This is a genomic window from Yersinia proxima (assembly GCF_902170785.1).
GTDB lineage: Bacteria > Pseudomonadota > Gammaproteobacteria > Enterobacterales > Enterobacteriaceae > Yersinia > Yersinia proxima.
This window is the reverse complement of record NZ_CABHYG010000009.1, coordinates 203,067-217,432: the sequence shown is the minus strand read 5'-3', so window position 1 is coordinate 217,432 and position 14,366 is coordinate 203,067. Positions and strand designations below refer to the sequence as shown.

The following is a 14,366-nucleotide window of genomic DNA, read 5'->3' as shown; positions in this document are numbered from 1 at the left end:
CGTTAAATAAGCAATACCGTTAAATAAGCAATACCGTTAAATAAATGATGATATCAGGTGTAAATTGATCTCCTGACATTGAACCTGATTCAACCAGGCGTCAGGCTGAATCACAATAAGCACAACTTAGTTACCGTTGAGAAGAATGCTGGTGTGCCCGGTGATTATCACCGGCAGGTAGATGATGGGTTAATCTATTCAGGAGAATACAAAATGTCTGACCATCCTACGATTGCTCTTATTGGCCCGGGGGCTATCGGTAGCACTATCGCTGCTGTACTACATGAGGTTGACCGCACACCAGTCCTTTGCGGGCGCACCGCGCATCCACAGTTAATTTTGCGTCACGATGATGGTGAAATTGCAGTGCCGGGGCCGGTATTGATCCATCCGGCGGCCATCAGCCAACCGTTCGATCTGGTGTTTCTGGCAGTGAAAACCACTCAGATCACAGACAGCGCCAACTGGCTGGCCGCGCTGTGTGATGAAAACACGGTGGTATGTGCGCTGCAAAATGGCGTCGAACAGAAAGCGCGGCTGGAACCCTTAGTCAAGGGGGCAAAGGTACTACCTTCGGTCGTGTGGTTTCCGGCACAGCGCGAGCCGGATGCTTCAGTCTGGCTGCGTGCTAAACCACGTCTGACGCTGCCGGATGTACCGCAGGCAAAACGGGTAGCTGATGTGCTCAGCGGTACACGGTGCGCGGTTGAGCTGTCAGCCGATTTTCTCTCCATCGCCTGGCGCAAATTATTGCAGAATGCGGTCGCAGGTCTGATGGTGCTGGCTAATCGTCGTGCCGGGATGTTCTCACGTGTGGATATTACTGAATTGGCACTGGCATATCTGCGTGAGTGTCTGACGGTAGCGCGAGCGGAAGGTGCCGTTTTGAGCGATAACGTTCCGCACGAGATCGTTGACGGCTTTCATCATGCTCCTGCGGATCTGGGCACTTCCATTCTCGCCGATCGTCAGGCCAACCGCCCACTGGAGTGGGATATCCGTAACGGCGTGATACAGCGTTATGGCCGCTTACAGGGTATTCCTACGCCCATCAGCGACGTGGTGGTGCCACTGTTGGCGGCAGGGAGTGACGGGCCGGGTTGAACTCCTTGATGGTAGTCGAACTTAACATGTCACTCAGTTCGCTCTTAGCCTCGCATCAAAAAACAAAAGCAAAAAACCCGCTTAGTTTCCTAAGCGGGTTTCTTTAATATGGCTCCTCTGACTGGACTCGAACCAGTGACATACGGATTAACAGTCCGCCGTTCTACCGACTGAACTACAGAGGAATCGTGTGAACGAGGCGAATAATAGCGAGGGTGGTGGCGTTTGTCAAAGTAGAAAAACACTAAAAATGCGCGTTTGCTGAGAGAATGAGCTTATTGGCTTGTTTTTCAGCAAACTTATCTGTTTTTTCGCTATTTTTATCTGATTTTCATCCAGATTTATCATGTCGTGTTACGGTGTCACTTTAACTAACTGGCTGTTTTTGACCTGATTACCGGCATCATCAAAATAAACATACTCCAAGGTTAGTTTGCCATTGAGTGAGGTGGGGGAATGTTCAAATTGATACTGTCGCTCAGCAAACGGGGTGATCATCATGTTCATCTGTTGCGCGATAAGATGACTTTGTTGCGGGCTTTTGAGCTGGATTTGACCGAATGAAACATGATATGGCGTCGGATTATAAACGGTGAGGACATATTCTTTATTTTGTTTTTGTAGCGTAAAACTGATTTTTTCCATCGCTTCGTCTGGTTTAAGTGCTAATCCATTGGGCCGATAAAAAATTTTCATCTGCGTGTTCATTGCCATTGCCACTTGAGCATAAGCATCTGCGTTGCGCCGTGTTTTAGGCGGAATTTCATAGAGATTAAGCCAATAAACGGACTCTCTATCGGTGGGCAGATTGTCACCTTTATTAATAATACGCAGCGCTTGTGCAGCACCAGGCTGCATTTTAAAAACCGCCGGTAATACCATAAACGGTGCTTTGGCCTGGTCCGGTGTGCTATCCACGTCTCCATCGTCAACCCAAGTTTGTACGACCACTGGGTAATCATTAGTATTCGCGAGCATTAACGTGCGCTCGCGTGACTCGGGTTGGTAAATCATCCGGGTTGAGCTTGCAACAAGGCCCGCATGAGTTGTTTGATTTACGCTAAATATCAGTAAAAACAGGTAAATGTATCTCATTGTATTTTCACCAAAACATAAGCCGTAGAGTCAATTTTACCGGCTGTTGGTGTGCCGTTTGGTAATTTTTTTAATGTGGCGGTGAAGTGGTGCGAATAGTTGTTGAAACCCGCAGCATTGCTGCCATTGGCATTTGCTCCAGTGAGAACCGGATACCAACCTGCACTGCTCGTGGAAATACAGTTGCTGACGCATCCCCCCCAGCCAACAAAATTCATCGCTCTGCCGCTGCTGTCGCTGAGACTGATCCCCACGCCTGTGGCAATACGTTTGTCTGTGCCATAGTGGTCGGAAAGCAAATAACTGACACCGCCCGCAGAATTGACCAATCCTAAGCCTTGAGCAATCAGATAACCGGGTAATGAGGTCTGAATGCCGAGCGCGGTTTGCCCACTATTAATGCCTGACTCAGTGCCAGATTGGCATTCGATATCAACGGTAATATCTGCGCTACGTGTCTGATTATCATTGAGTTCATTCACAGTGATAATGGGAAAAATCACATACGGCGTTACGTTACGCACCACGCAGGTATTTTTGCGCGTCAGGACGGACACTGGTGAGGTATTCATACCAAACGCCATATAACGACCTGTTCCCCATGTCTGATAATTGGTCGCTGAATCATAGCCCGTTTCTGGTACTGGCATACCGGGGCCTTTGAACACCACATATCCATTAGGTTGATTGCAGGTATAACTGCCAGAATAGTTATCTGCTGCTGGCCCCGGGCATCCCCAACTGGAAGGGCCTGGTGTGCGATCCACCGAACCGACCTTTTTTAGCTCGGCACGGATTTGGCTGAAGTGTTTGCCTTTAATCTGAATTTTATTGCCGACTACATCGTATTTTTTCAACGGAACTTGTTGCCAGATTCGGGTGAACTCAATACCGCTATCGACATGAATAAGTTTTAACGCGGTATAAGGGAAAAAGGTTTGAAAATAGTTGTCACCCATATTGGTGTAGCCGCCGACATTGCTATCGCCATTAGTAGCAAAGACTTCAAATAGGCTGTCTTTATCGGCAACATCACATTCATAGATAACAGCCTCGGGATCTGACCAGAAGCGGGCGGGGACCAGGCTGATGATGCTGGAGGCCAGAATTGAATCGACAGGTTGAATGTAATTACTGGTGATATTGACATTGCCTAGTTGCAGTGAAGCACCGTAGTTATCACCACCGATATTCGCGCCTTTCCAAACACATTGGGCATAGCCGGGCAAGGCGATGTTCAATAATACGAGTGAAAAAAACCATCGCCAACGGCGTGATAAAAGAGGTTTGCCTTGGTAGCGGTTGATTGCAAGGCGTGTCATAGGATTCATACTGTCTCTCTGATTCAATGCTGGGTAACGACACACAAGGCATCGAGTTTATACAGCTGTTTATCTTTATTGGGCGTGCCTAAATCGTAATCTAGCTGGCAGCGCTCATTATCAGCATCGCCCCATATCAGCAGCAGCGATCCTCGGGCATGTTCGGCACGTAAATATGCCTGACTGGCCTGGCCAACCATGCCGATTTCTAAATTTGTCTGGTCATCATCGCGACTGTTTTCAGCTTTACTGCCAGTGCTGTAAACCACCGTGCCCATCGGCACTTGGCTGCCATCGGCCAGTTTGATGGTGATTAAGAGCGGGTATCCGTTGAGGGTGCGGAATTTGATTTTCACCGCTGACCCCGCATAGGGGGCAATTTGGCGTTCACCGTCCTGGAGTTCTGTATTGAAATCCATCCCATCGGGATCAAGGGTGATGGTGTTATAGCGATATGGCGTTAGGGTCGGAACCAAGGCATAACCGAAGCGGTCAATTTTTGCCCCTTGTCCATACATAACTTTGGCCCCACTGGCTCCTTTTGCTTCAATCAGCGCGAAGGTATCGCTCAGATATGGCCCGAGCGTCACTCCGCCACGGTGGAAAGCAACAGCTCCGCGTGTGCTGGCTGAACCTTGCCAGTAACCAGGGCTGAATGAGGCACTGCCGCTCAAACTGGTGACCGGTAATCGTTTTTGCAGACTGCCACTGAAGGTATTCTCTTTGGATTGCTCACTGCGGGCGAAGTCCATGCTGTAACTGGCTGACTGATCGTCGCCCATGACACCAGCTAACGAAGTCTGATAGCTGGCACCACTGATTCGACTATTAACAGCACCGGCGGAGACATAAGGGGACTGAGGGCTGCCACCTAACGGGAATGAAAGGGACATTTGCACCACGGTTTCATTGGTAGCGAGAAGATTCGCCCCGTTCGCCGCAGGCATACCACTGCCGGGGTCGACAAAGTAAGTTTCGTTGGCCCCCCCGCCGGTTTTTTGTTGTGAAACGGCAAGGTTAAAACTGGTATTGCGCCATAAAGTATTGGCATAGCCCAATTGCAACTGGGTATCCCGCTTGCGCGAATTGCGATAATCCTGTGAGGATGCGGTCAGATACAGTGAACCGTAACTACTAAGATTCTGATTAAGGGAGATCTCAGCCCGGCTGCGTTGTTGGTAAGTGCCTGAACTCCAAACTTTTCCGTTACTGGCGGCTCGTATGCCCAGCACATCGCTTAAATCACGGTAACCTTCCGTTGAATAACGGTAGCCTGCCACTGATAACGTGGTGTCGGTAGCTTCAAAGGTACGACTGAAAGAAGCGCGTGCCATCCAGCCATTTTGCGATTTATTCTCTGATAAGTTGCTATCGCTCGGAAGGTTGGCATGAGAATAGGTGGCATCCAGCCCTAAGGCTCCGATATAGTGAGTAAAAACGCCACCCAGCATTACGGCCTGATATCCCGAGGCCAGTCGCATTCCGCTATTGGCTGTAATCGCGTTACTGATCCCCTGTTGATAGGTTAACTCCCCGAATACCTCCTGACTGCCCAGATCTCTGACCTGGCCTGCGGCGAAGCTATAGCGGGAATAACCGGGGCGTAATGATTCAGGCACTGAGGAGAACGGCACTTGGAAGGTGCTTAGCGTGCCATCGGCTTCTTGAATTTCAACTGTCAAGTCACTGCCAAAGTTAGTTGCAGTTAAATCATTGAATTCAAAAGCTCCTGGAGAAACAGTGCTTTGATAAATTGGCCTGTTATTCTGATATACCGTGACTTTAGCATTGGTTCTGGCAATCCCTCGAATAACAGGGGCATAGCCACGTTGTGATTCCGGCAGCATGCGGTCATCAGTGCTCATCGCGATACCGCTAAACCCCAGGCTGGAGAAAAACTGGCCGGAACTGAATGTCTCACCCAGGGTCACTTCACTGCCAATGCTGGGCAGAGCACGTTGGCTGTATAAACGGTTAGATGTCCAGTTCGCCCCTCGGGTTGCGTCATAGCGCAAAGAGCCTTGTTGACGAAAACGCCACATCCCGGCATTGATACCATTATTTAGGCTGAGATAGGTCGAATCGGTACTGCGTTTAATCCCATCTTTGTTATACCCCACATGATATTGGTTTAAGTTGTAATTACTAAAACCAATGGTTTCTCCCGCTGTGAGATTGCGAGGGTCAACATAGCCACGGGGGACATTCTTCACATACAGTTGTGGCATCGACAAATCAAAACGCAGTTTGGCATAATCGAAACGATAGTCACTGGCAGGTAGTAGTGTTTTGAAATCCAAACAGTTATCTTCCTGATTGGCGTTTTCCAGTACATCGTCATTCACACCTGCTTGCAGCAGCTGTGACGCTGACAAGCAGGGGACAACTGCATCATCTTTGGTCATAAACATCAGTTCGATACGATCGACAAACTTGTTGTTCATATAGAGATCAACTTGGTATTTGCCTGCTTCATAACTGTCTTTCTTATTAAAGCGGGAGATAGAGCCCAAGCCGAGTGATGAACCGCGCAATAGGGCATCTTCAAACACATATTCGTCTGGTTGGCTCTCCTCTGCCGCTGACACAACATGGCTGACCAATAGACCCTGTGTTAGCAGGTAGGATAACCAGGGAGCAAACCTCACGTTTTTTCCCTGTTGCCCGGCACATTCACGATTCTCATCACGACAACATTACAAATGATAATCGCAAGGGATGTTCGTGCCATAGTCATTGACCACATTCAGCGTGAGCAACTCGCCTTTTTTGGCTTTAACCCCAGCGGGCAAAGCTAAATCAGTGGTCGAATTAGGGGCAAACATCTCGCTGGTGGCAAATGAGATGGTTTTCCCGTTACTGACCAGTTTGGCATCTCGCAGGCTTATGTAATAAGCCGTAGGGTTATGTATCTTGATTTTGTCACCATTCACACTCTCCAGTGTGACGCGGATTTTTTCACCCAAGGTATCGACGTTTTCTTTTAATGCAACAGGGCGATAAAAGACTTTCAGTCGATTATTAACGATTAAAACCAATTTGTTCTCAGGTTGCGTATCTGCTTTTTTTAAGGCAGGAATTTGTAAAAAATTCAGATAAAAAACAGATTCACGATCTTTGGGTAAATTATGCTCAATATAGGACAGGCGAATCACTTGCCCACTTTTAGCTTCCATCCGGAATATTTGGGGCGTCAATGCGAAAGGGACATCACTTTTTGATGGCGAAGACTGGTTATTGCCATCATCCATCCATAATTGGACCAAGTTAGGGTGATCATCTTTATTACTGAGTTGTAGCACCTTCTCCCGAGTACCTTCAGGATAAATGATACGAGTCCCTGTCATGACAACACTGGCTTGCGCCCATAAGGGTACGCCGCTAAGCAATAACAATGTGCAGGCGATAATGTTGTGGGCAGTCAGTGTCATAGCGCTTACTTATCCTTGGTTTTTCTGGTTTGTATCGGCTCCGTTACCGGTTGGCCAGCATATTCATGAAGTCGTTCTAATTTCATGAATAGTCAGGGATAGGTGATCGCATATTGAGCTGAAGCAATAACGCTCCCTGCTGTGGCACGACCTTCTTCTGTAATATATTGCGCAGCCAAATCCTGTGATGCTGATGTCGAACCGGCGACCAGCGTAATTCCAGGTACGGAAACGCTGCCACCAGACATACGTATAGCTGCACCATTAGCATCAAGTAACTGAATTGCTACGTTTTGTGCTGTTCCTACATTACCCAGATTGCCTGCGGATGTGACGTTCATCCCTTGAAAAACAGAGCTGATTTTGGTGTCTTGAATGGCAATATTGCAGCCAGTGAGATTAATCGTGAAATTGGTTTTACCCGCGACAGCATTGACTTGATTCAAGTTACTGGTTGAGACGGTGGGTAACAGAACAACAGGTGTGTTGGCTGTACCATTGATATCAACCATACAAGTCTGTTCGGCAACTTCTCCCTGAAACTTGATTGTGTTATTTGAGGTCGCCGCCAACGCTATACCCGGTAGGGTCAGTAGCGCCAACGTCATTAGTATTTTTCCCATGTTATTTCCAATTAAATTAATATTTCTGTCAACGGAGACCTTCAACATTCAATAAAAAAGTGATCATTTAGCTGAATATGGTATTCCGTTATTTATATTTTCTATCTGTTTTTTCGACCGATGTAGTGTAATGGGAAATCAGAGGAGAAAAAATGAGAGGCGTCCTTGTTTTGTATATGAAACTTCCTACAAAAACTGTAGGAACTTATCTCCTTTAAATTGACGTCAATTATAAAATCTATTTATTACAATGTATTATGTGTTGTTTTTGTGTGTGATGATGGTTGTATCATAAGGTGATAATAATCAGCACATAAAAAAACTCGTCAAAATATCTGACGAGTTTCTGTGCTAACATTAATTCAATCCCTATTTTAGGGCGAAGAACTGCCTATTTTAGGACGAAGAACTACCTATTTCAGTGTATGAATTTATTAATTCCACTAATAATTGGTTCGACTCAGCTAATAGTGCAAGGTAGCCAACGCCATAGGTAATGACGGCATATTTATCCTGCGCGTGCAGTAGGGCTTCAAATTCAATACAACTGTCCAATAGAACCTGGGAATCAATCAATTGCACGCCGCCCTTAATTCGATGAACCAGACTGGACATTTCTTTATAAATTTCATCAGAAATAGCGCTGTCATCATCGACGGTGAGGTGTGAATACAGCTGTGTTAGTGCCGCAGTATCTTGCACATTACTCTCCAGCAATGATTGCAATAATTGCAACTCCACTTCTGTGTTGCCTCCCGAGAGGTTTTTTAGCTTATTCTGCGCTGTAACAAGGGGCGTTGCTGGTTCATTGTTAACAACATTCGGTACACTATCTTGTGCTGTGACATCATCGACAGACACATGAGAGGGCATATTCGCATCACTGCTAATAATATCTTGACGCAGCAGGGTGGTGCGCAGTGTATCGATAGTGACAGGTTTAATCATACAGTCATTCATACCAGCATCACTGCAACGGGCGGTACTCTCTTCCCGCGCATCTGCGGTACAACCAATGATGATCAGATCTTTCATTGCGTCGCTGTTGCGGATATGGGCTGCCAGTTCATAACCATTCATTAATGGCATATTGTAATCGGTGATGACGGCATCAAAACTATAATGCTGCAATATCTGCCATGCTTCCGCGCCATTTTCGGCACTCATCACTTGCTCGATACCGATAAAGGCTAACTGTTGCTGAAGTAACTGACGGTTAGCCGGTAGGTCATCCACCACCAGAATACGCAAATTTTTCAACTGATTTAGTTGCTTTTCATCAGCGATGGCAATGGCTGATTCCTGTGGTAAATCACTGGCACTGGCCACTTCCAGCGGCAAGGTAATAAACAGACTAGTGCCTTTACCGAGCTGGCTTTCTAAGGTAATTTCCCCACCCATCTTATGAATCAACTGATGGCAGATCCACAGTCCTAAACCGGAGCCACCGAAACGTGGTGATTTACCCTCGTTGGCCTGACTGAATGGCTGGAATAATGTGGCCTGCGCTGCAGGAGAAATACCAATACCGGTATCAGTAATATCGATATTCAGTACGCCATGCTTTTCATCAATAACTTCCCAGGTGATATCCACTGAAACACCGCCCTCTTCGGTAAATTTCAGCGCATTACCTAATAGATTGCCCATGACTTGCCGCACCCGGAGCATATCTACCATGACTAAATCAGGAATTTGGTCATCCACCCAACCGGAGAACCGCAGATTACGTTCATCGGCGATAGGCTGATAAATCGTAAACATCCGCTCTATTTCCTGACGAAAATCGACAACAGCGGGGTGAACACTCAGTTGCCCGGCTTCGATTTTGGCAGAGTCGATGATGTCATCAAGCAAAAGCATCAGCGATTGAGCAGACTTGGAAACGGTGACCAAAGTATTTTTATCTACCGGCTGTTCACTGCGTATCTCCAGTTCCAGCAAACCCATAATGGCGTACATTGGCGTGCGCAGCTCATGGCTAATGGTTGCCAGGAAAGTACTCTTGGTGCGGTTGGCACTTTCGGCCTCGACACGGGCGGCTTCCAGTTGCCGTTCGACGGTTTTCCGTTGGCTGATATCCAGCCAGCCACCAAGCAGACTACGTTCAGCATTATCCAACGGAATGATCCACAGGAATATATCGCGCAACTCACCGTTTATCTCAAGTGAAAGGTCCACCATTTGTGGTTTTCGGTCGGTTAAAACCAGGCGGCAATGTTTATCTATTTCGCGATCCAACGGGCTGGTCATTGGCCAATTGGCTGGCTCATTATTGTGATTAAGTAGATCGTTTAGCTTATCCTGATGCGCGTCAGCAAAGTGGTTGTTATAAACAGCCAGCTCTCCAGCGGTAGTGCGAATAAATACCGCGAACGGCAGGGCATTAATAACCGACTCTTGTTGCAGCAAACGAGCATGTAACAATGCAGCCTGACGGCGTTTATTGAACACCAGATAACCAAGGTATAAGCCGAATACTAACAGCAGGCCTGAGCTGATTTTCAGCGTTAACATCAACCATTCGTTGTCTTGTAGACTTTCATCAAAACTGACGGGCTTAGGTTTAAATGTACTCCATTCACTGATGATATTATCCAGTTCTTCCGGTGGGATAGATTCAATGACTTTATCAACGATGGCTTTTAATTCTGGAAGTTTCGGGCTGATGGCAAATGCCATCATCAGCGGTTCCTCTCCTGTGACGGCAACTGTTTTAATATTGGGAGTAAAGTTCTGTGCTGACAGATAGTTAGCGGTCATCATATTTTTGATAATCGCGTCGACTTTCCCTTGTTGCAGCATGCGTACCAACGTCATGGTATCGGGAGCTTCTACAAAGGTGATTTTTTGTGCCAAAAGAGTGTTGTTGATCACGCCACCGGAAGTACTGCCCGACTGTATCCCAACCCGTTTTCCCGCCAGGTCTGCAACGTTATTGATATCGTTACGATCTTCTCGCGTTAAGATACCCCACAATGATTGGGCTACGGGTGAGGAATAAAGGCTATTACCATATTGGCCATTGCGTACCGCGACAATCGGCAGCATATCTATCTTTCCGGCAGCAAAATCACGCACACCTTCGCCGCTGTCCTTGATATAAATCGGCTTAAATTTAATGCCGGTTCGGCGTGAAATAATGTCGATGAGATCAACAGAGAAACCGGCCATCTCACCGGTTTGGCGATCACGGAATATTAATGGAGCCAGATCCAGTGGTGCAGCATAGGTTACCTCTGGATGATGCTGAATCCAATTAAGCTCTTGTTCTGTAAGCAGTAACTTGGCATCAATATTATAATGATGTTTGCTGCCAAACCAGCGTTGTTGAATATCACCGGTGGCGCGGCTGGGTAGCAATTCGAGAATCTGGTTAATGTAATTAATCAGACTCTGGTTTTTTTCCAGTGCCAGGAAGGTGTAAGGGGCTGGGTGATAAGGGGCAAAGTTACGAATTTGCAGTGTCAGCAGCTGTAATTGGTCAATCAAATAGTTAGCCGATGTGGCATTGGCGACAAAAACATCGGCATTACCATAGGCAACGGCCAGTAACCCTTGTAGCTGGTTAGGATAGGCGACGATTTTATCAGCATGATAATTAAATAAAAATTCTGGTGACAGCGGCTCGTTATTAACGATAGCTACCGTTTCCGGATGGGTGCGTTTGGTGGGATCCCAATTCTTACTGCGCACCTCAACATGCCGGTTAGTGAAGAAGGCATGAGAAGCAATGAGACCTGGCTGAGCGGGCATTGGGGTGCCTGCCATTAAGTCAACCTGACCATTTTCCAGGGCATTCAATACTAAGCCGTAATCACAATAACCAATCATCTGGAAAGAGAGTTGGCTGGCATCACTGATGATTTTTAGGTAATCCGCGACGATACCTTCAATGGCGTTGTCATCACGATTCACGACAAAAGGGGTATTGGCATCAATAACCACACCCACTTTTATTGTGCGCCGGCTCGATTGGCGAGCGTCAGTTGCCGGAGGAAGTAATAAGTCTTCACTGTAGCTGTTCGCAATGCTGTGTATGGTCAGCGGTTGACCGGTATCACACCCCTGACGACTAGTCATCAGGGCAGCATGAAGTTGCCCGCTTAGTAACACCAGGCAGCACAGTAAAATGCGTAAAGAAAACCAACGACGTAGAGATAATACTGTACGCGGTAAATCAGACCTAACTGAACTAGACCAAATTATGGGTATGTGCATAATCTGCCAGTTCAATTACAGAACTCAGTCCTAATTTAGTGAGGATACGCGTTTTGTAGGTGCTGACAGTTTTGTTACTGATAAACATCTCGTCGGCAATCTGTTTATTTGACAAGCCATTGACCAGATAACGTAAAACATTAATTTCTCGCTCTGACAACAAGCGAGCCCGATTGACAGGGTCATGGCTTGAAGGTTGCCCGGCTAATTGAGTCAATGTTTCAGATGGAAAGAAAGAATATCCGCGTAATACGTTCTGCGCCGCAAAAAGAATTTCGCTAATATCTTTATTTTTGCTAATGAAACCGTTAGCGCCAGCCTGTAATGCCCGAACAGCAAAAACCTGCTCATTCTTAGCTGACAAAAATAATGATTTACCGGTAAAACCACGTTGTTGTAGTTTTTTCAGTAATGAAAAACCATCAAAATTCGGGAGTTCAATATCAATAATAACCAGATCGACCGGATTGCTTTTTAATGTCTCTAAGGCTTCACTGCCGTCAACTGATTCATAAATAGTTGAAAATTCGTTACTTTGTGATAGTAATGCACGAATGGCAACTCGAATTGCCGGGTGGTCATCAACTATCATCACTGATTTAGTCATGTTATCTCCGTAAACCGTTATATCTTGGGATTCGCAGAGTTAATTCACTGCTCCTCGCTGGCACCGATCGACTTCAAATGATTACCCAAGACGAGATAAACAAGAACCGCTACTGCCGATGCCCAAAGTAATATTTATGTAAGGTACTGTTTCGGTGATTTTAATCTCTAATTATAGATTATCAAGAAAAGATTCTTACTGATGCCTGTATTGCGTGGGGCAATTCATACTATAGAGATTATTCTGTTTAGAGAATTGATTATAAACGAATTAGGAATTTTTTTATTGAAATGCAATTGGGTTGTTCAGTAAAAAAGACAAAAAATAGTTAAAGTTATCATTACAAATGTAAATATATACGATTTTTCATCACATATGTAGGAAAGTTCCATGGTGCATTGCTTAATTTATTCCAGCATAAATATCAGAGAGATAGCCTCTGATATTTATAATATTTCGTCAAGATGAGAATAAAAGGATGGATAATGAGGCTCTAAGAATCTTGCGTATCAATAAATAGTGGCATCAAGGCCAGCATCAAAACAAAGCAAAAAACCCGCTTAGTTTCCTAAGCGGGTTTCTTTAATTTGGCTCCTCTGACTGGACTCGAACCAGTGACATACGGATTAACAGTCCGCCGTTCTACCGACTGAACTACAGAGGAATCGTGTGAACGGGGCGAATAATAGCGGGGTATGAGGAACATGTCAAAGGGGGAAACAGTAAAAGTAGATCGTTTGCTTACAGTTTGTGCAACTTATTGAGATTTTTGGCTTTTCGTTCAATTTTTACCCGTAAAAAGGGTTTGGTAAGTCGGGAAAATAGCGGGCAGCGATGTTGGTACACTGCCCGCCAGGGCGCTTACTGTGGCGCATCCGTTAGGACAAACATGCCATACGGGTGAATTTGCAGATAATAGCTATCGCCAGGTGCGGGTTGTAATTGAGTGGCGTTGACTTGTAATAGCAATGATTGGCCGTGCCAATCGACTAATACTTCATATTGCGGCCCCATATAAGCCACTTTATTGATAGTGCAGCGCTGGCTTGGGTCACCTTGCTGGCTCAACGTAATGGCTTCTGGCCTGACACCGACCGTAGCTTGCTGATATCCATCAGCAAACCCTTGCGGGCGCGGAATGTGATAACCAAAAATTTCAACGCTATCACTGTTGATTCGCGCAGGGAATACGTTGGCATCACCCATAAAACTGGCCATAAAGTGAGAGGCAGGGTGGCGGTATAGCTCCTGTGGCGCGCCGATTTGCATGATTTTGCCTTTATTCATCACCAAAACGGTATCTGAGACGGCAAAAGCCTCGCTTTGGTCGTGCGTAACATACAGCGAAGTAATATTAAACTGCTGCTGCAATTCACGAATTTTATCGCGCATACTGCGGCGTAGGTTAGCATCCAGGTTACTGAGCGGCTCATCAAACAATAGCACCTTAGGTTTTAGGATAAGGGCTCTGGCCAATGCCACTCGTTGCTGTTGACCACCAGAAATCTGATCGACAAAACGATCAGCAAACCCGTCTAAATCCACCAACGCCAGCGCTTCTTTCACCCGCTCGTGAATTTCATCTTTTGGCCGCCCTAGCATTTTCAAGCCATAACCAATGTTCTCGCCCAGTGACATATGTGGGAACAGGGCATAGGACTGAAACACCATACAGATATCTCGCTGCTGGATAGATCTGTCAGTGACATCTTCACCATCGATAAAAATTTGCCCGCCAGTGGGTTTTTCCAGCCCGGCGACTAACCGTAATACGGTGGTTTTACCACAACCAGATGGCCCCAGCAGCGTGACCATTTCGCCTTTGGGTATCGCCAGATTTAAATCATCAATAACGGTATTGGTGCCAAAACGCTTGGTGACGTGCTTGAGTTCGACAAAATGCTTTTTATCAGACCCATGATTTTTATCAGATTCATAGCTTTTGTTAGTCATTATGTTAAGC

The 14,366-nt window shown here is 46.2% G+C and carries 9 protein-coding genes and 2 tRNA genes; 1 reads left to right on the top strand and 10 read right to left on the bottom strand.

Annotated elements, in window-relative coordinates; all coding sequences use genetic code 11:
* Positions 1 to 213 precede the first annotated feature (213 nt).
* Positions 214 to 1,104: an oxidoreductase gene (locus tag FTB31_RS07590; RefSeq protein ID WP_050075301.1), complete on the top strand. Its 891-nt coding sequence runs from the start codon at positions 214 to 216 to the stop codon at positions 1,102 to 1,104.
* A 109-nt stretch (positions 1,105 to 1,213) separates the two neighbouring features.
* Here FTB31_RS07590 and FTB31_RS07585 read toward each other — a convergent pair.
* From FTB31_RS07585 to fbpC, 10 genes are all read right to left on the bottom strand, one after another.
* Positions 1,214 to 1,289: transfer RNA gene (locus tag FTB31_RS07585), tRNA-Asn, on the bottom strand.
* A 169-nt stretch (positions 1,290 to 1,458) separates the two neighbouring features.
* The gene (locus tag FTB31_RS07580) at positions 1,459 to 2,199 is read right to left on the bottom strand and encodes a fimbrial biogenesis chaperone (RefSeq protein ID WP_077174903.1); all 741 of its coding nucleotides are present in this window, start codon (positions 2,197 to 2,199) and stop codon (positions 1,459 to 1,461) included.
* Positions 2,196 to 3,530, bottom strand: a complete 1,335-nt coding sequence (locus FTB31_RS07575; RefSeq protein ID WP_050075303.1) for a fimbrial protein — start codon at positions 3,528 to 3,530, stop codon at positions 2,196 to 2,198. Before FTB31_RS07575 ends, FTB31_RS07580 begins: the two co-directional genes overlap by 4 nt.
* 14 nt (positions 3,531 to 3,544) lie before the next feature.
* Positions 3,545 to 6,169, bottom strand: coding sequence for a fimbria/pilus outer membrane usher protein (locus tag FTB31_RS07570; protein WP_050075304.1), 2,625 nt, complete (start codon positions 6,167 to 6,169; stop codon positions 3,545 to 3,547).
* A gap of 48 nt (positions 6,170 to 6,217) precedes the next feature.
* Positions 6,218 to 6,952, bottom strand: coding sequence for a fimbrial biogenesis chaperone (locus tag FTB31_RS07565; RefSeq protein WP_050075305.1), 735 nt, complete (start codon positions 6,950 to 6,952; stop codon positions 6,218 to 6,220).
* 92 nt (positions 6,953 to 7,044) lie between these two features.
* Positions 7,045 to 7,575 carry a fimbrial protein gene (locus FTB31_RS07560; protein ID WP_050075306.1) on the bottom strand — a complete coding sequence of 177 codons (531 nt, stop codon included), beginning with the start codon at positions 7,573 to 7,575 and terminating at the stop codon, positions 7,045 to 7,047.
* A 396-nt stretch (positions 7,576 to 7,971) separates the two neighbouring features.
* Positions 7,972 to 11,691, bottom strand: a complete 3,720-nt coding sequence (locus tag FTB31_RS07555) for an ATP-binding protein (protein ID WP_050075307.1) — start codon at positions 11,689 to 11,691, stop codon at positions 7,972 to 7,974.
* 79 nt (positions 11,692 to 11,770) lie between these two features.
* A complete protein-coding gene (locus FTB31_RS07550; protein ID WP_050075308.1) occupies positions 11,771 to 12,403 on the bottom strand; it encodes a response regulator transcription factor in 633 nt (210 codons plus the stop codon).
* Between the two features lie 588 nt (positions 12,404 to 12,991).
* A tRNA-Asn gene (locus FTB31_RS07545) sits at positions 12,992 to 13,067 on the bottom strand.
* 197 nt (positions 13,068 to 13,264) lie between these two features.
* Positions 13,265 to 14,356, bottom strand: coding sequence for a ferric ABC transporter ATP-binding protein (fbpC, locus tag FTB31_RS07540; RefSeq protein ID WP_050075309.1), 1,092 nt, complete (start codon positions 14,354 to 14,356; stop codon positions 13,265 to 13,267).
* Positions 14,357 to 14,366 lie beyond the last annotated feature (10 nt).

Coding starts and splice junctions, on each gene's coding strand:
- FTB31_RS07590 (WP_050075301.1), top strand. CDS start 214: ATGTCTGACCATCCTACGATTGCTCTTATTGGCCCGGGGGCTATCGGT.
- FTB31_RS07580 (WP_077174903.1), bottom strand. CDS start 2,199: ATGAGATACATTTACCTGTTTTTACTGATATTTAGCGTAAATCAAACA.
- FTB31_RS07575 (WP_050075303.1), bottom strand. CDS start 3,530: ATGAATCCTATGACACGCCTTGCAATCAACCGCTACCAAGGCAAACCT.
- FTB31_RS07565 (WP_050075305.1), bottom strand. CDS start 6,952: ATGACACTGACTGCCCACAACATTATCGCCTGCACATTGTTATTGCTT.
- FTB31_RS07560 (WP_050075306.1), bottom strand. CDS start 7,575: ATGGGAAAAATACTAATGACGTTGGCGCTACTGACCCTACCGGGTATA.
- FTB31_RS07550 (WP_050075308.1), bottom strand. CDS start 12,403: ATGACTAAATCAGTGATGATAGTTGATGACCACCCGGCAATTCGAGTT.
- fbpC (WP_050075309.1), bottom strand. CDS start 14,356: ATGACTAACAAAAGCTATGAATCTGATAAAAATCATGGGTCTGATAAA.